The 17,813-nt window shown below is 47.4% G+C and carries 18 protein-coding genes; 8 read left to right on the top strand and 10 right to left on the bottom strand.

What is annotated here, in order from left to right; translation table 11 throughout:
* The gene (locus RIH33_RS01240; RefSeq protein WP_406649976.1) at positions 1-483 is read right to left on the bottom strand and encodes a KdsC family phosphatase; all 483 of its coding nucleotides are present in this window, start codon (positions 481-483) and stop codon (positions 1-3) included.
* Positions 483-1,481 carry a 3-deoxy-7-phosphoheptulonate synthase gene (aroF, locus tag RIH33_RS01235; RefSeq protein ID WP_406649975.1) on the bottom strand — a complete coding sequence of 333 codons (999 nt, stop codon included), beginning with the start codon at positions 1,479-1,481 and terminating at the stop codon, positions 483-485. The genes RIH33_RS01240 and aroF overlap by 1 nt, the downstream gene beginning before the upstream one ends.
* Before the next feature lie 80 nt (positions 1,482-1,561).
* Here aroF and RIH33_RS01230 point away from each other — a divergent pair, with 80 nt between their 5' ends.
* A complete protein-coding gene (locus tag RIH33_RS01230) occupies positions 1,562-2,590 on the top strand; it encodes a threonine aldolase family protein (protein ID WP_406649973.1) in 1,029 nt (342 codons plus the stop codon).
* Entirely contained in the window at positions 2,587-2,988 is a 402-nt protein-coding gene (locus tag RIH33_RS01225; RefSeq protein ID WP_406649972.1) for a hypothetical protein, read from the top strand. The genes RIH33_RS01230 and RIH33_RS01225 overlap by 4 nt, the downstream gene beginning before the upstream one ends.
* On the opposite strand, the gene RIH33_RS01220 is transcribed toward RIH33_RS01225, so the two are convergent.
* Both RIH33_RS01220 and RIH33_RS01215 read right to left on the bottom strand, forming a co-directional pair.
* A complete protein-coding gene (locus tag RIH33_RS01220) occupies positions 2,985-3,863 on the bottom strand; it encodes a DMT family transporter (RefSeq protein WP_406649971.1) in 879 nt (292 codons plus the stop codon). The two genes, RIH33_RS01225 and RIH33_RS01220, sit on opposite strands and share 4 nt — an antisense overlap.
* A gap of 23 nt (positions 3,864-3,886) precedes the next feature.
* Positions 3,887-4,705: a methyltransferase family protein gene (locus RIH33_RS01215; RefSeq protein WP_406649969.1), complete on the bottom strand. Its 819-nt coding sequence runs from the start codon at positions 4,703-4,705 to the stop codon at positions 3,887-3,889.
* 136 nt (positions 4,706-4,841) lie between these two features.
* Between RIH33_RS01215 and RIH33_RS01210 the strand changes: the two genes are divergently transcribed.
* The 4 genes from RIH33_RS01210 to hutG all read left to right on the top strand — a co-directional run bounded on the left by RIH33_RS01210 (position 4,842) and on the right by hutG (position 8,839).
* Positions 4,842-5,162 (top strand): hypothetical protein, encoded by a 321-nt coding sequence (locus tag RIH33_RS01210; RefSeq protein WP_406649968.1) that lies wholly within the window; start codon positions 4,842-4,844, stop codon positions 5,160-5,162.
* A gap of 92 nt (positions 5,163-5,254) precedes the next feature.
* Positions 5,255-6,532, top strand: coding sequence for a replication-associated recombination protein A (locus tag RIH33_RS01205; protein ID WP_406649967.1), 1,278 nt, complete (start codon positions 5,255-5,257; stop codon positions 6,530-6,532).
* Positions 6,533-6,606: 74 nt separating this feature from the next.
* Entirely contained in the window at positions 6,607-7,821 is a 1,215-nt protein-coding gene (gene hutI / locus RIH33_RS01200) for an imidazolonepropionase (RefSeq protein ID WP_406649965.1), read from the top strand.
* A gap of 28 nt (positions 7,822-7,849) precedes the next feature.
* Positions 7,850-8,839: a formimidoylglutamase gene (gene hutG, locus RIH33_RS01195; protein WP_406649964.1), complete on the top strand. Its 990-nt coding sequence runs from the start codon at positions 7,850-7,852 to the stop codon at positions 8,837-8,839.
* Positions 8,840-8,881: 42 nt separating this feature from the next.
* Here hutG and RIH33_RS01190 read toward each other — a convergent pair whose 3' ends face one another.
* Positions 8,882-9,265, bottom strand: coding sequence for a RidA family protein (locus tag RIH33_RS01190; RefSeq protein ID WP_406649963.1), 384 nt, complete (start codon positions 9,263-9,265; stop codon positions 8,882-8,884).
* A 9-nt stretch (positions 9,266-9,274) separates the two neighbouring features.
* The gene (locus tag RIH33_RS01185; protein ID WP_406649961.1) at positions 9,275-9,931 is read right to left on the bottom strand and encodes a DUF4230 domain-containing protein; all 657 of its coding nucleotides are present in this window, start codon (positions 9,929-9,931) and stop codon (positions 9,275-9,277) included.
* 112 nt (positions 9,932-10,043) lie between these two features.
* Here RIH33_RS01185 and RIH33_RS01180 point away from each other — a divergent pair, with 112 nt between their 5' ends.
* Together RIH33_RS01180 and RIH33_RS01175 are read left to right on the top strand one after the other, a co-directional pair.
* A complete protein-coding gene (locus RIH33_RS01180; protein WP_406649960.1) occupies positions 10,044-11,765 on the top strand; it encodes an alanine/glycine:cation symporter family protein in 1,722 nt (573 codons plus the stop codon).
* A 177-nt stretch (positions 11,766-11,942) separates the two neighbouring features.
* Positions 11,943-13,421: a M28 family peptidase gene (locus RIH33_RS01175; RefSeq protein ID WP_406649958.1), complete on the top strand. Its 1,479-nt coding sequence runs from the start codon at positions 11,943-11,945 to the stop codon at positions 13,419-13,421.
* A gap of 52 nt (positions 13,422-13,473) precedes the next feature.
* On the opposite strand, the gene RIH33_RS01170 is transcribed toward RIH33_RS01175, so the two are convergent.
* The 4 genes from RIH33_RS01170 to RIH33_RS01155 form a co-directional block, all read right to left on the bottom strand.
* Positions 13,474-14,082, bottom strand: coding sequence for a GDSL-type esterase/lipase family protein (locus tag RIH33_RS01170; RefSeq protein ID WP_406649957.1), 609 nt, complete (start codon positions 14,080-14,082; stop codon positions 13,474-13,476).
* A 6-nt stretch (positions 14,083-14,088) separates the two neighbouring features.
* Entirely contained in the window at positions 14,089-16,023 is a 1,935-nt protein-coding gene (locus tag RIH33_RS01165) for a cyclic nucleotide-binding domain-containing protein (RefSeq protein WP_406649956.1), read from the bottom strand.
* A 340-nt stretch (positions 16,024-16,363) separates the two neighbouring features.
* A complete protein-coding gene (locus RIH33_RS01160) occupies positions 16,364-16,837 on the bottom strand; it encodes a hypothetical protein (protein ID WP_406649955.1) in 474 nt (157 codons plus the stop codon).
* A gap of 63 nt (positions 16,838-16,900) precedes the next feature.
* On the bottom strand, positions 16,901-17,686 hold the full coding sequence (locus RIH33_RS01155) for an SDR family NAD(P)-dependent oxidoreductase (RefSeq protein WP_406649954.1): 786 nt from the start codon (positions 17,684-17,686) through the stop codon (positions 16,901-16,903).
* Positions 17,687-17,813 lie beyond the last annotated feature (127 nt).

Below are 17,813 nucleotides of genomic sequence, written 5' to 3'. Positions count from 1 at the left end.
TCATTCCTCCGAAAGGATGAACCGGTCAATGAACTCACGGACCGCGGCATCACCTCCTTTTCTGTCTAGCACCACCTTCGCGATTTTTTTTATGGCTGCTGCGGCATCTGAAGGACAGGCAGAAAACCCTACTTTTTGCATGATTTCCAGGTCATTGATGTCATCACCAATAAAGCAAATCTCATCATAGCTGATGTTGAGTTCTTTGATCCATTCGCTGAGCACCTCCAGCTTAGGACGCTGACCCACATAGAAGTGCTTCATTCCGAGCATATTGGCCCGGGAGTTGACCATCTCAGTAGCCAGACTGTGGCTGATGATGCCCACTTCCACGCCTGCTTTCATGGCTTCTTTAATGCCGAGTCCATCGCGAGCGTGAAATTTTTTAAACTGCCGACCATCTTCCATGATATAGATGCCCCCGTCGGTCATGGTGCCGTCTACATCCAGCACAAGTAATTTGATGGTGGGAAGTTTTGTCATTAAGTCATTGTTTGTCCTACAGCCTCGGCCACAGGTTTGAGTGAATGAAACATTTTGGTAAACTCAGTAAAATTGAGTTGCTGAGCTGCATCAGATTTTGCCAGCTCAGGTGTTGGGTGGGTTTCTATCAGCAAACCATCAATTCCCATGGCCACGGCAGCTCTGGTGAGATCAGGTACGCCGTAGCGATAGCCCATGGCATGACTGGGGTCTACCACCACGGGCAAGTTGGTGAATTCCTTCAAATAAGCCACCCCGGTTAGGTCGAGCGTAAACCTCGTTTTATTTTCAAATGTACGAATGCCCCGCTCGCACAACATAACGTTAGGATTGCCACCCGAAAGGATAAATTCTGCCGCTTGTACGAACTCCTGCAGGGTGGTGCCAAAACCCCGTTTGAGCAGGACCGGTTTGGTTGATTTTCCACATTTCCTAAGAATGCTCTGGTCATACATGGCTTTGGTGCCTATCTGCACTATGTCGGCATGGTCAATGACCAGATCTGCATGAGAGCTGTCTTTCACCTCAGTGATAATATTCAGGCCATAGGTTTCCCGCACTTTTACCAGCATTTTCAACCCTTCTTCTCCTAATCCCTGAAAAGTGTAGGGCGATGTGCGGGGCTTAAAACAACCCGCTCTCAGCGTTTTGATGTTGAGGGATTTTAGCAGCTCAGCAGCCTGAGAGATTTGCTCCCAGGATTCTATGCTACACGGTCCGGCCATCATCATGGTATTTCGGGTATTGCCCCCTATGGCGTCCTGGCCGATTTGAATGGTTCTTTTAGTCGGTTGATAGTCCCTGCTGGCCAACTGGATGTCACTGTCCAGTACAAAAGACTGATCGGCATAAGGGGCCAGTGCCGCCGGGGTAGAAGTGACTTTGGAGGAGAGCACCAGAATATCCCGGTTTTCTGAACGAAAATGAATGGCTTCATGTGCAATCGCGAGGGTGGCTATTTTTTCAGAAGCCAGGTCACCTTTGAGGTGGATAATCATAGAATTGAATTAATGGATGTTGAGATGAATTAATGGGCATTCAAAGATAGGGTTATTTCCAATTTCCATATTTTAGGGCAATGATGACAAAAAGCACCATAGCTGACCTGAGAAGCGATACCATCACACGACCCACACCTGCCATGCTGGAGGCCATGATGTCTGCCGAAGTGGGTGACGATGTGCTGGGTGACGACCCATCTGTCAATGAGCTGCAGGAGAAGGTAGCTGAACTTTTCGGAATGGAGGCCGCCCTTTTTTGCCCCTCCGGCACCATGGCCAATCAGATTGCGCTGCGCATATCCACCAACCCACAGGATGAGGTCATCTGCGATAAACATTCTCATATTTATCTCTATGAAGGTGGTGGGATGGCCTACAATTCCATGCTTTCGCCAAAGCTGCTCACGGGTGACAGAGGACGACTCACAGCTGAGCAGATTAAAGAAAATATCAATGCTGATGACATACATTTTCCACGCACGAGATTAGTAGGTCTGGAGAATACCATGAACAAAGGCGGTGGGAGTATTTACGATATTGGTGAGATCCGAAAGATCAGAGCGGTATGTGATGCCCATGGGCTGCTTTTACATATGGACGGAGCCCGGTTTTTCAACGCATTGGCGGAAACTGGAGAAGACCCGGCGGATTATGGGGGCTTGTTTGACACACTCTCGGTTTGCTTTTCAAAAGGACTGGGGGCTCCTGTAGGTTCAGTGCTACTCGCTTCCAAATCCATGATCAAGCAGGCCACTCGGGTGCGAAAGGCATTAGGCGGGGCAATGCGTCAGGCAGGATATCTGGCGGCCGCTTGCACCTATGCCGTAGATCAACATCGTGCCCGGCTGACAGAAGATCATCAGAGAGCCAGGGAGATCGGCAAGGGACTCGAGGGGCAACCATACATTGGACAAGTGATCCCGGTTACGACCAATATCGTCATCGCCGAGCTGGATGGGATTTCACCGGAAGAATATTTGAAAAAACTCAATGAAAAGGGTGTGCTGGGCGTATCTTTCGGCAAAAAGGCCGTCAGATTTGTGACCCATCTGGATTTTACGGATGATCATCTCGAGCAGACACTCTCCACTTTTAAAAGCCTATGAAAAATCTTTCTCAATGGGGCATTTTATGCCTGATCGCTGTGCTATTTGCCGGGTGTGCAAAGAACCTTACTACTTCCAGGACTTCAGAGGTTTTCGAGGAGTTCTACGACCGCTTTCATACAGATGAAAGCTTCCAATTAGACCGGGTGAAGTTTCCACTGGCGGGAGAGTATGAAGGCCCGGAGGGCAGTCAGCCCTGGGTGAAATCCTCCTGGGAGCCTCACAAACAGAAGGTGACCGAAATTTCTGATCCGCAATACATCACTGATATTGTGGAGAAGGAAGGCGAAGTGATTGAAAAAGTACAGGAAGATGGTGGTGGTTTTTATTCAGAGCGACGTTTTCAATTGATCGGTGGCAAGTGGTATCTGGTGTTTTATGACACAGTCAATCTTTAATTTTTTTTCACTACTAACCACACTCCGGCAAACACCAGCAGGGCAGCGAAAAGGTGCCGGATGGTAAGTATTTCGCCGAAGAAGGTACTGGCGATCAGCGTGGCAAAAACCGGCTGCACATAAATGTAAACGCCCACTGTGGAAGGGTTCACTTTTTTCAGGGCCCAGATATTCAAGGCATAGACAATCACCGTCACTCCGATGATCACAAATGCCATACTCAAGTATACTTTGGCGGGGAGCGTCTGCCAGTGAATTTCCGTGAATTCACTCCAGCCAACAGGCAGCACCAGAAAGAAGCCGAAGAAAAAGATCCACTTAGCTACCGTGATGGGTCTGTATCTTGCCATAAGGGGCTTCACCAAAACGAGGTAAACCCCATAGCTCAGGGCATTGAGGAGGATGAGTACATCGCCTTTCCAGTTTCCCAGCGAAAGTTCCGTTCCCGGACGATAAATAATCAGGAATGCCCCTAAAAAACCAGCAGCCAACCCAAGGACTTTTAGCAGGGTTACCTTCTCCTTCAAGAGGACGAGGGAGGTGACAAAGACCATCACGGGGGTGAGGGTCATGATGATGCTGCCATTGATGGCGGTGGTCAGGCTTACTCCTTTGAAGAAGAAAAGCATATTGATCCCCACACCGAAGAATGCGCAGAGAACGATCCGCAGCCAGTCCGTTCGCCAGTGTATACTTTCTTTGACCGCCAGCCCCATCAGCCAGAAGCAGGCTGTGGCGATGGCCACCCGCACTACGATCAGCCCAAAAGGAAGAATGTACTCAGGTGTGATGATTTTGACAATGCTATAATTGGTGCCATAGAGCAGGCCCACGAAGAGCATGGCTGCATGTTGCTTGAGATCCGGAAATTTCACGCGGCAAAGATACGGTCGCAGACCTAAGTCTTTGGGGTTCCACTTGTATTTTCCAGCCAGTTTGTCGTGGTTGAGATTACTTTGATCAAAAGGTAATACAGTCCCGATCCGATGGCACAAAGTGACCAGAAGAGGTGATCGGATAGAAATGTCAATGGATGAAAATCTTTGTCATCGGCTATGGCTCGGGTGAGTTGAAATAGGAAGAAGATAACAAAGATGGCAGCAACCCCATTTTTCTCTTTTCTGAGCACCTTTTTCCAGTTGAAGGTACGGGTGCTGGGCTGGTACTTACCTAAAGCAGGAAAGAAGACCGGGGTGTTGCTCTTCCACGTCAGGTAAGCTGCTCCAAACTCAGTAGCCAGAAAGGTCTCTTCAGTGAAGATGATGAGCCGATAAAACCACCAAAAGCTTAAAAGAAAGAAAATGGTAAACCAGATGTGCTGGCAAAGTAGGACTATCGCCAGCCAGATCAGAAAATTGCCAAGGTACAGTGGGTTTCTGGTTACTGCATAAAGCCCTGTGGTGTTAAGCTGATCCGCCACCTGGGTGGTAGTGTTTCTTCCGGATGTACCTTTTGGGGTATATCCTACCGTAATTACCCGAATGATCAGACCGAAAAGGGCAAGCACCAAACAGGAGAGATCGTAGATGTGCTTCTCACCTTCAGTGAAGAAAAGTGCAGAGTTCCGGACTTGAAAAAAGAAAATAATCAATCCAATGATCAAAAAGATCACAGGAAGGAGGCCCCGGTATTTGAATAAAAACTGACCTTGATGCAGCATTTTATTTCGCCGATCTGTACTCTGCATAATGAATGATTTGTGCTTGAGATCTTTCACCAAATGTGAATTTAACGGACATTGGTTCGGCGCAAATAAAGTGAAAATATTTACAACGAAAATAGACTTGCAATCGTTTGCAATTCGTATAATTGTACTACGATTCTATATTCTGGTAATTCTAAAAAGACAGCTTATGGTATTCACTGAGATTGACAAAAAGACTATGCAGATCCTCTGCACCCTTGCAAAGCTGGCTGGGCCGGCTGGAGAGAAAAGAGATGCAATTGTTAATGTAGGTCAGTTTTTGGGTGTGCCAAAGGATGATACTTTGGAGCTGCTGGAAGAGTGGGAAGAGTATGATATCATGCATTTGGCTTCAGAGGAGGAAAAGCGGCATTTTGTGAATTATTGTTTTTCCTACATGAATAAGGATTATCACCCCAAAAAATCCGAAAGAGAATTTTACCAACAGGTTGTTAATCACCTGGGTCTTACGGCCAGATTCGATAACTGACATTTTTTCAATCCAAAAGTGAACAGCTTTCCTTTATAAAGGAAAGCTGTTTTTTTATACCCATTGGCCATCCGGCCATTTATCTTTGTTGCATGAGCATTTTTCAAGACAACTCTCCGCTGGCGGAGCGGATGCGGCCTTCCAATCTGGATCAGCTCATCGGTCAGGAGCATCTGGTAGGCGAAAAGGGCATTTTGAAACGATCTATCGCTTCGGGGAGAGTGCCTTCCATGATCCTGTGGGGCCCTCCGGGTACCGGAAAGACTACTTTGGCCAATATCATTGCCAATCAGGTGAAGATGCCATTTCATACCCTCAGTGCCATAAGTGCCGGAGTAAAGGACATCCGGGAGGTAATCGGAAATATAAGGGGTGGTAGCAAGGCGATTCTTTTTATCGACGAGATCCATCGATTCAATAAAGGTCAGCAGGATGCCCTGCTGGGTGCCGTGGAAAAGGGAGTGATCACTCTGATAGGAGCCACCACTGAAAATCCAAGCTTTGAGGTGAATGCCGCCCTGCTTTCCAGGTGCCAGGTGTATACACTCAATCACCTGGAGAAATCCCACCTGAAAACCATCATTGAAAAAGCCCTGGTTGAGGATCATGAGTTGAAGAAGATGCAGGTCACCCTTGAAGAGACAGAAGCACTTTTCAACCTTTCGGGAGGGGACGCCCGCAAGTTGCTGAACATCCTCGAACTGGTCATCAAGAGTGATGAAAACCAGAAAGCTATTAACATCACTGACGAAAAAGTGATCAATGCCGTGCAGCGTAAGACCGTGCTTTATGACAAGTCCGGAGAGATGCATTATGACATTATCTCAGCGTTTATCAAGTCCATACGGGGCAGTGATCCCAATGCGGCGGTGTATTACCTGGCCCGGATGATCGAAGGGGGCGAGGATGTCAAGTTCATTGCTCGCAGGCTGCTCATTCTGGCTTCTGAAGACATTGGCAATGCCAATCCCACAGCGCTTGTCATGGCCAATGCGGCTTTTCAGTCGGTCAATGTGATTGGCTATCCGGAATCCCGGATTATTCTTTCGCAATGCGTGACCTACCTGGCCTGCTCCCCCAAGAGCAATGCCAGCTATGAGGCCATCAATGAAGCACAAAGGGTAGTGGCCAGGACAGGTGATTTGCAGGTACCTATGGCCATTCGCAATGCTCCCACCAAACTCATGAAAGATCAGGGGTATGGAGACGGCTACAAGTATGCACATGCGTATGAGCACAATTTTGCGGAGATGGAGTTTTTACCGGATGAGATCAAATCCACTAAATTTTATGATCCGGGAAGGAATCCCCGTGAAGAGGAGTTGAGAAAATTTCTGAAAAATCGATGGAAAGAGAAGTACGGATATTAATCGCAATCTGTTTCTAAGTAAGCAATTCCTACTAGCTTTGTGTTCTTTTTTATTTAATCCAAAAAATATCTTCAATGCCTACTCTTCACGGACCTTTCAGGCAGATCATTGCACTTTGGGATATTCCCCTGAAGGGAAAAATACAGAATGAGCAACTTACGGTGATCGACGAGGGAGGTGTGCTGATAGAAAATGGGCACATTGTGAGCATCGCTCCCTTTTCATCTTTTGAGGTCAGGGATTACGAATACCACCCCATAGAAGAAGACATGGTGCTGATTCCCGGGCTGGTAGACTGTCATACACACCTGGTGTGGGGTGGGAGCCGCTATCAGGACTACACTATGCGTACTTCCGGGCAGTCATATCAGGATATCCTGGCTGCCGGAGGGGGCATTTTTGATTCGGTGCGCAAGACACAGCAGGCCGAATCGGAGGAGCTCCTCCAAAGCTTAATCAGGAGGGCTGACAAACACCTGTCTGAAGGTGTGACCACTATAGAAGTGAAGACAGGTTACGGGCTGGAGGCAGCACACGAGCTCCGGCTATTAGAGATCATTCGTGATGCCAAGTCGGTGACGAAGGCTGATCTGGTTCCTACTTGCCTGGCAGCCCACGTATGCCCCAAGGGGTACGAACCTGCGGCGTTTTTGACTTATCTGGAAAATGAGCTACTCCCTCAGGTTCTGGTGAGAGGACTAGCCAAGAGAGTGGATATTTTTGTGGAAGACAATGCCTTTCCTGAGTCATTGGCGCGACCTTATCTGTCCACCGCCCGCAAGCTGGGCTTTGAACTGACAGTACACGCAGACCAGTTCAGTGTAGGGGGGAGTGAATTGGCCGTGGACATGGGGGCTTTCAGTGCGGATCACCTGGAAGCTTCAGGAGAAAAAGAGATTGAGGCACTGGCCGCATCGGAGGTGGTTTCTGTGGCATTGCCAGGTGCATCGCTTGGGCTGGGAATGCAGTTTACGCCGGCGCGAAAGTTGTTGGATGCCGGTGCGAGTGTGGCCATTGCCACCGACTGGAATCCGGGCTCTGCTCCCATGGGAGACCTGCTGGTGCAAACATCACTGCTGGGCGTATATGAGAAGCTAACAGCCGCAGAGCTGCTCGCCGGAATTACTTTTCGGGCTGCCATGGCACTGAATCTGAAAGACAGAGGTCGGTTGGCCATTGGTGAGCGTGCCGATATGATCGCCTTTGCCGTAAAGGACTACAGAGAAATTTTTTATCATCAGGGGAGTGTGAAGCCATCGCTGGTTTGGAAGAGCGGGCAGCTCGTCTGAAGTCACACGATTTTATATTAGACCAAATATGTATCAGTCACCAAATAAGAAAATTTGGACGGGGAGAAATGACCCGTTTGATGGAGAGGATGGCCACCTGTGGCATCATGTAGTGGAGGTAGTGGACATGGAGAAGAGCCTGGTACCCGCCGATCATCCCAATCAGGTAGCCATTTTGGGTTTTGCTTCTGATGAGGGAGTGAAAAGAAATCAGGGAAGGCCCGGAGCCAAGGACGGTCCGGATGTTATCCGGAAAGCCATGTGTAACCTGGCTGTGCACTTCAGTGGTGAAGAGCTTAAGATCAAAGATGTGGGCAATGTGGCTACTGTAAAAAGTAAGCTGGAGGAGGCACAAAAAGAGCTGGCGGAGAAGGTGAAAACCTTGTTAAGTGCCGGGTATTTTCCGATCCTGCTCGGCGGAGGTCACGAGATCGCCTATGGTCATTACAACGGCATCTACGAGTTTGTGAAGGATAAGCCTAAGCGGAACATAGGGGTAATCAACTTTGATGCGCATTTTGATTTCCGGTCATACGCCAACGGAGCCCACTCTGGCTCGCCCTTCCGGCAAATAGTAGACGACTGTGAGGAGCGTGGAGAACAGATTCATTATCTGCCCATTGGCATTAATCAGGCGGCAAATCAGCGGGCTCAGTTCAAGGTGATGGAAATCTACAACCAGACCTACATCCCGTTGGAGGAAGTACGCATCGATACCATTGAGGAGATCAGAATGCGCATATTAGGGTTTGCTGCCCGTATGGACTATATCTACATTACCCTGGACCTGGATGTGATGTCTATGGGGTTTTCACCTGGTGTAAGCGCTCCGGCGGCCTTCGGTGTGTTTCCCTATTTGGTGCGGGGAATGATCAAAACGATCCTGGGCACCGGCAAGGTCATCAGCTTTGACGTGGCAGAATTTAACCCCACCTATGATGATGGGCGTACCGCCAAACTGGCAGCTTCCTTTGTGTACGATGTGGCCATGAGCCGCAAAAAGAAAGAGAAAAACTAAAAAAAGCTCCCGCCTGTTAGTGGCGGGAGCTTTTTGGTTCTTCTACCCGTGACTAATGACTGCAGTGGCTTCGATCTCCACCAGCAGCTGGTCGTCTATCAGGGCTGACACTTCTACCATGGTAGTGGCGGGCTTGATGGTGCCGAAAAACTCCCCGTGCGCCCTGCCAACTTCTTCCCACTGAGCGATGTTGGTGACATACATGCGCGTGCGCACCACGTCCTGCAGTGAAGCGCCGGCTTTTTTGAGTGTTTCTTCTATGATTTCCAGGCAGCACCTGGTTTGCTCATAGGCAGATCCGTAAAAGGGTGCTCCATTTTTTACGGGTGCCGTACCGGATATTTCTATCACGTTGCCAATGACCACAGCCCGGCTGTAGCCTACTTTGTCTTCCCAGGGGCTTCCCGAGGAAATGTTTGTTCTCATTTGATTGATTTATTGATTTGAAATATTTGATTGATCCATTCGAAACTTGATGACGACTGGTTTATCGGAAAGATTTTCAAAAAGTGGTTGCAGAATGAGCCCGGCATTTGTTCTGGTTTGCTCCAGGATACCCATTTTTAATGCGGAAGTCTTGATTTCTGCCTCAGCTACTTTGTACAGTTCTTCCATGAATTTTTTTTGCTCATTCCTCGCTATCCCGGAGATCTCAAGGTCATAAAGCCGAGATTTTTCCAGGTCTATTTTGAAATAACATAGCTCCGGTGCAGGTAGGGTGACATAGAGCGTATCGTTATCTTCCCTGATGTCCTCTTTTTTCACAGCAGACAGGTCTATGCACCCGGCGGCACTCCCCTGACTGATGAGTACGGCCCTCGAGTCCGGGGCCAGGGAGGTGGGTAATTTGAAAAACTTAAAATCGATCTTATCGACGGCCTTTTTTACTTCGGTTACTTCCTGAAAATTATATTTCACCAGTTCCAGATTTCCCATTTCCTCCACACGTGTGAGGATGGTGCTCTGGTACGTTTCTTTTTCCCCTGTGATCACATCCAGCGAGAGCTTCTCCTCCAGCAGCATGAAAGTGAGCAGGAGCACCACCAATAGCCAGGGGAGTATTTTGAGGATGATTTTCAGGAGACCGATCATGTGGTCAATTTATCTAAGGCAGCCGTGAAATCAAAGCGGTGAGGTACACCGCGCTACTTTCATTAGAATCATTACTTTTGTCGGATTATCAATTTACAACCTATTCCCTTTTATGCTTCAGATCAACGAATTTCTTAGCCTCATTGACAGTTTCATTGGTGGGGCAGTCTGGTTTCCTTATGTCCTGCTAGGTACAGGTTTGTTTTTCACTATTTACCTCAAGTTTCCCCAGGTCAGGTTTTTCAGACACGCCTTACGCATTGTGAGCGGAAAGTTTGATCGAAAGGATCTGCCTGGAGATACTTCTCACTTTCAGGCACTATCCACAGCACTTTCGGGTACGGTGGGCACCGGCAACATTGCGGGTGTGGCATTTGCTGTTCACCTGGGCGGTCCGGCAGCACTTTTTTGGATGCTTGTTACAGCTGCATTGGGTATGTGTACCAAGTTTGTGGAGGTTTCGCTTTCACACAAATACAGAAATAAACTGGATGATGGTACGATGGCCGGCGGGCCAATGTACTATATGAAAAATGCTGAGTTTAAAATACGAGGCAAAAAAGTAAACCTGAAGTGGCTGGCGACGATCTTCGCTGTGGCTACGGTGTTGTCCTCTTTTGGCACTGGTAGTCTTCCTCAGATCAATAGCATCTCCAGCACGATGTTATCCACCTTTGGGATCAATCAGATGCTGACTGGTGCAGTGTTGGCCATCTGTCTGGGATTGGTGATTATTGGCGGGATCAAGCGGATTGCCGCAGTGACTTCCAAACTGGTGCCCGGCATGGCAATCATCTATTTCATAGGCGCCTTTGCCGTTATTTTCTTCAATGTTGAGAACATTGTCCCTTCTTTCGTTTCCATCTTTAGTGATATTTTCACTGGTACGGCAGCTACAGGTGGCTTCATAGGTGCCAATCTTGCTTTTGCCTTCAATCGTGGGGTGAACAGAGGCCTGTTCTCTAATGAAGCTGGGCAGGGGTCAGCTCCTATCGCCCACGCATCGGCCAAGGCTAACGAGCCATTATCTGAGGGGATGGTAGCTATTCTGGAGCCTTTTATCGACACCATTATCATCTGTCTGGTGACAGGCCTGGTACTGCTCTCCTCGGGGGTGTGGTCAGAAAAACACAGTAATCAGTTTGAATATGCCGAGATAGAGATTCTCAACGATAGCTATAAAGAGAGCAACCCGGATAACTCCAAAACCATCTATGACCATTTGAATGGCATCAAAGCACTACCTGTGTATACAGGAGTGCTGAATGTGGTGGATGGCAAAATCCAGAACGAGGACATTACTTTCCTGCATTCCAGAAGTTTTGCGGAGAACATCATGGTCTACAAAAATGAAGGCCTCCTGACCGATGAGGTATTCACAGGTTCGGTAGAGATTGTCAACGGGACAGTGACAGATAGCAAACCACTGAAGTTTATTGGCGAGTCCCTTGTTCATAGTGCACCACTTACAGCTCTGGCGTTCAACAGAGGTTTTTTTGGTGATTATGGTCAATATATTGTCTCCATCGGTCTTTTGTTATTTGCCTTTAGTACAGCCATTAGTTGGTCTTACTATGGAGACCGTGCCATGACTTTCCTTTTCGGGTCTAAATCCGTGATTTATTACCGCATCGTCTATGTCATTGCCTTTTTCTTTGCTGCCTTTCAGGATACGACCATTATCTGGACTTTGTCGGGCATCACCATCGCGCTGATGACTATACCCAACCTGATCGGAATCATCTGGTTGAGAAAGGACATGAAGCGAACCATCAAGGAGTACGGTGAATTCTTCGAGAAAACTTTCCCTGGAGTCAAACATCCGAAGTTTTAAGCAAGATTTTTCTCCTTTATGAAAGCCATCCGGATACTTTATCCGGATGGCTTTTTTTCTGCCTCCGTTTGAAGCAATACCATCCAACGCCTGATTATGACCGCATACAAAATGCTGATTTCTGTCTACTAAACAATTCGGTACTTTAGTGATTGTTAAGAATAAAACAAACTGAAAATGAAGTATTTACTGACGCTATTTACAGCGCTTCTAATCTCTTTTGGGAGCTTTTCGCAAGAGCTGGAGCTGGTCAAAGACATTGACAAGCAAGTTCAACTGAGTGAAATTAAATCACATTTGTATTTTCTGGCCTCCGATGAACTGAGAGGAAGAAATACTGGTACGATAGAGAATGAAATAGCCGCCAGATATATCGCAGAGCGATTTCGCTCGTATGGTGTGAAAATGGCTCCGGGCATGGATTCTTATTTTCAGCCTGTCTCCCTTATAAAAGAAGTAAGTCCCCAGAAGGCGACGTTATCTGTTGGTGAGAAAACCTTCAACCTTGGCGACGATATGGTTTTTTATACTTCCAACAATGGCACCTTCAGCGGTGAGGTGGTCTATGTGGGGTTTGGTTTGGAAGATGACTTAAAGGGCAAAGACCTGAAAGGCAAAATAGTGGTAGCCAAAGCCGGGAATGGCAACCCGGAGGAGCGACTTACTCCTTATACCATACAAAAGCAGGAGATGGTGGAGGCAGCAGGCGGTCTAGGCCTTGTGGAACTTTATAAGCCTGGCCGCTATCCCTGGAAGCTCATTCAGTATTACTTCTCTGGTGAAAAGTACAGGCTGGACAAAGGCGAAACAAGTGGCAAATCCACATTCCCTTCGGCATGGCTGAATGATTCTGATAATTTGCTGGCCTTTTTTGAAGAAAGCGATGGAGAGATTGCTACTATTTCCATTCATGGGAAAAACAATCTGTCGATCACGGTGCCCAATGTGGTGGGCTATATAGAAGGTACAGACCCAACAATGAAAAGCGAGTATGTAATGATCTCTGCGCATCTGGATCATGTGGGCGTGAGTACGACGGAAGGCGACTCTATCTGGAATGGCGCCCGTGACAATGGCATAGGTATCGCTAATATGCTCACAGCGGCAGAGTATTTGAGTAAGAATCCTCCAAAGCGATCAGTAGCATTTTTGGCCTGCAATGCTGAGGAAAAAGGGTTGTTGGGTAGTCGCTGGTATGCAGATCATCCTGTGTTCCCGTTGGAAAAGACTGTTTTTGACCTGAATACGGATACTGGTGGATACAACGACGTGACCAAAGTAACTGTGGTGGGCTTCAACAGGACCTCCGTGACTCCATTGTTTGTGAAGTCAGCTCAAGCCTTTGGACTCACGGCCATAGACGATCCCTTGCCAGAGGAAAATTATTATGACCGGTCAGACAATGTGAGTTTTGCGGCCAAAGGTGTACCTGCCGTCTCTTATGATCCCGGGTATACCGAGATGAACGAAGAAATCACCAAATACTACCATCAGCCTACGGATGAGCCCAATACACTGGATTATGATTACCTTACCAAATACTCCAAGTCATTTATTTACGCAGTGACCCTCATAGGCAACCGCACCGAGGAGATTTTCTGGAAAGAAGGAGACAAGTACGAAGAGGCCGGAAAAACACTATACGGAGTGGAGTAAACCTTTATTAAACAACAAACCCGATACCACCTGGCACTGCCGGGTGGTTTTTTTATATCTCAAAGTAGCGCCTCACTACGCCACGCCAGATCTTATAGCCCTTTTCATTCATGTGGAGCTGATCTTCCAGATAGAGTTCTGGTCGGGCTACATTCCTTTCATTTAGCATAGAGTCAAAGACATTAATGAGGCGGGCCTTGTCCAGCCCCATGAGCTCTTTCCTGATGAGCTTATTGGTGAGCTGTATTTCGGGTAGCAGGTAGGTGCGTATAGGGCTGGGTTTAATGGTGATAAAATCCAGAGGCATCTTGGGGAAGGTGAGCCGAACCATTTTGACAAGCATCCGAAATTTTTTCAGCACTTTCTCTGGTTTAATGCCATTGGCCAGGTCATTGTCTCCTACATATATGACCATATGCGATGGCTTGATGTTGGCGAAAAGGCGCTCGAAGTAGTAAATACACCAGGAGAAAGAGGACCCGCCAAAACCCAGGTTGAGTATGTTGAGGGGAGCAAGGTCACTTTCCAGGTTATCCCAAAGTCTTATAGAGGAACTCCCGTAAAAAACCACCAGATCCTTTTTGTCCGTGTGATCAAGGATTTTTTGCTCAAGCGCCTCTATCTCCTCTTCAAATTCAAAATCCATAATATATTCATCCATGGGGCACTACACTAAAGGCGTCTTCGATTGTTCCAGGGCACGCTCCACATAGATGCGGTAGGTTTCCTGATACTCCGAAAGAAACTGCTTCATTTCTGTTTTGCTTTCAGGGTCGCTAATATAGTCAGACACCTTGAAGGGAGGCAGAATGAGGCAAGAGAAGCAATTGTTTCTTGCCCGCTTCTCGAAATTGGCCATAGCCACCGGGACGATCCAGGGCTCTTTTTTCATGGAGAGCGCCAGGTTAAAAGCGCCGGATTTGAATGGCCCCGGGGACTCTTCAGTGCTATAGGAGTTTCCTTCCGGGCTTATAATGAGGTTACCTCCTTTGGATAAGTGTGCGCCAGCTTCATTGTAGAACATTTGGCGTACCTGCTTCTTTAGTTTTTTAGGTTTCTTTCCTGAATCTTCGGTGAACACATCTATATGTCCCAGCCGCTGGTAGTACTCCTGATGGGCAAATTCTTTGCTGAGACCCACCCGCACAATGCGCAGCCCCGGGTCTCCATATTTTTTCATAAGTACCATGCTACTGATAAAGTGGGAGTCCAGTGTGATCTGAAACTGATTGGGCAGGGTGTTGTAGGTATGGTTTCTCAGGTGGTTGTATATGAAGATATTGCCCGATTTGTCGGGCAGGTTTTCAGTACCTGTAATGATATGCTCCTGCTGGTCGAAGATCTTCCTATAAGCAGTGGCACTGATTTTTCTGACTTGGTCAGCAGGGAGGTCTTTAGGGGCACCAACCACACTGTTATATACATTGACCAGGCCTTTGTAAAACTGCTGCTCTTTCCTGATCCCCTCCAGGATGTCCAGTGAAGAGAGTGCAATGGTCTTCTCCAGCGAGGTGCCGTGTTCTTTGAGGTGCTCCAGGGTATCTATGGCGTCTGTGACCGTCAGTTTGTTGTCTAGCAGGTGAGGTATTTTGTGCAATGGGGAGGTGAGTGTAAGCCTGGCGCTGTTTTGGTCGATCAGGTTACTGATGGCCACCACCTCATGGTTGAGTCTGGAGGCGATAATCCTCGCCCTGATGGCTTGTAGTTGATGGCTGATCAGCCAGAGGAGTCGCTTGAAGTACTGTGGTGAAAAGGCAGGATTGAGTTTGATGATTCTGTCCAGACTGGTCTGCGGGACAAAATAGACCAATGTGTCCTGCACAGCGTGGGCATTGATGATGTTGGGTTTGAAAACCGAGGAGGCCCAGCTGAGCACAAACCCGGGCGTGGTAATCTGGGTAAAACTGACGTTAGCCTGATTTTCGCTATGGTAACTAAACCTGACTTTGCCCATTCCCAGGATGAACAAGCCATCTGATTTTTTATCCTGTGTGTAGATGGTTTCATTGGCAGCATACATACGGCGCTCTACATTCTGGGTGAGAAACTCCAGGGGCACTTCATCAAAAGCCTCGAAAAATGAAGATTTTCGCAGAAATTTCACCAAATCCTCTTCAGGAGAAGGCTGCGTGATGGTGAATCCATTGGCATTCTCAGGAAATGAGGGGAGGACGGAAGGGGCTTTGGCATTGAGGATTTTTACTGCAATTTTGATAAGATCTCTGGCCCTTCCACAAATATCTCTGAGAAAAGCAGTGCCGAGTTCAGGATTGGCTTCCAGAATCTCACGCAGTTCTTCGTGATTCCACTTGATAAAGGTGGCCGAAAGAGAATCCACTTTCACCGTGGTGGCATATCTGCCGGGGGCATTAAAGCCACTCCACCCGATAGGAGTCAGTCTGGTATCACTTTCACCTACTTCTATTTCCCCTCCTGAGTCATCCATAGACAGAAAAAATCTTACACGCCCGGATTTGAGTAGATAGAAATCATTCGCTTTGGCGAATTGCTGCGTCAGGATTTCGCCATTTTTTAAACGGATTTCTATACCCTTATCCAAAAGAGAGGGGTCAATTACGGAGTTAATATTTAAAGCCTTCAATTATTAAAATATTTTTAATTTATTGAATCAAAATCAAAATAATATTTAATGAAATTAGATAATTGTTGGGAATAATAAAAATATAGTATGGTTTTGATCGCGCGGCTGGCCTAAATATTTTGGTGTTTTAAACGCGCACAGGTTCTCATGCAGGCTTTTGAAAATGAAACCAGCGTCAATATGACAAGGTACGGTGGACAGGTAGGCACCTACCATCTCCAATGAACATGGAGGATACATGCCCCATGATCACACGGGGAAATCCTGATGGAGTTTAAAAAAGGGGTGAATGGCTCCGACCCACAGAAGGATGTTTGTAAGAGGTAGCCTCTGGATAGGCTTAGAGCGTATCCCGGTAGTTTACAGGACTACATTGTGCAAATTTCACATCCTTGCTCATCGGGAATTTTGCGTTGTTGATGAACTCATTCAGGAGCTGATCAAACTCTGCCTGCCTTTCTGCGCTGAGTTCACCTTCTTCAAACTGATAGATGAAGTACTCGATGGAGCCATCAGCGGCAAAATATATTCTATTGAAGCACCGGGTTTGTCCGCCCCATCGGAAATCGTTGCTGTTCAGGTAAGTGCTCAGGTCACGAATCATCGCGTAATATGCCTGAATATACTCCGTTTGCTGCTCTGAAAATACCGCCAGGCTGGGGTCGCTGTGTATGCCACTTTTATAGGTACTGTCCAGCTCAGCCACGTTGATGCCCTGGTTTTTGGCTTCCTCAAAGGAGATGGCCATCTGGCCGAAGGACTGTGTTGAGAGTAGAGTGAGAATGATAATGGGTACGTACCTGAATATTTTCATGGTTGGCTTTGATTAAAACGGTGGCAAAAGTAGGACAAAACCAAGAGAACGAAAAGGTGAAACTTAATGAAAGAACCGGTAACCTGTTTGGGAGAGCATTTTTTCGGATGAAACTTCTTTGTAGGGTTTGCTTGCCTGTGTGAAGTCAGGGATTTCTACGCCCAGGTCTCTCGCAGCTCGTGTGTAAAACTCAGCTCTGGTCTGCCGTTTGGGAGAGCAGGCGTTGAATGTTTGATTCCAATGCTGGTCTCGGATGATGGTTTGGATGATCCCAATACAGTCGTCCAGATGAATCATATTGACCGGGTTTTTGCCACCATCAAGCTGCTTTCCACCTGTTAGAAACCCACCGGGATGCCGTCCGGGTCCATAGAGTCCGCCAAACCTGATAATGGTACTTTGGAGGTTGGGTACTTCTGTGAAAAGATGCTCCATGTCCAGCAGCGAAATACCAGCCCTGCTCAGGCTTAATGCTGAGGCATCCTGCTCGGTGACCACCCGATTCAGATTGGGATAGACAGCCGTGGAGCTCACAAAGATGACTTTGGAGACACCGGAAATAAGGAGGTTTTCCCTGATGGATAATAACTGCTTTTGATGAAACGATGGATCTTCGTTTCTGTTTCTGGGGGGGAGGTTGATGATTACAAGGTCACTTTCAAAAAAGTCTTTGGGTCCTTGATAGGTTGGGCCAAGATTGATGAGGTAAGGGCTGATGTTTTCTGCGCGCAAAAGGAATATTTTTTCAGAATGGGTGGTACTGCCTTTGACGGGGTGTCCTGCTTGTATGAGGGCTTTGGCCAGGGGGAGGCCCAGCCAGCCACAGCCCAGGATTGAGATTTTTTCCATGAGACAAAGGTAAGGACCAATCGTATGGGTATGATATTAACTACTACAAGTATGAATTGGTTGAATTTGATATCTTTATCAGCAGAAGATTATAAACCCATTTTTTATGACACACCGCTTAATACTA

This window comes from Marinoscillum sp. (assembly GCF_040222955.1).
In the GTDB taxonomy this organism is placed as follows: domain Bacteria; phylum Bacteroidota; class Bacteroidia; order Cytophagales; family Cyclobacteriaceae; genus Marinoscillum.
Note: the sequence above shows the minus strand (reverse complement) of the source record. Positions and strands in the feature narration are given on the sequence as shown.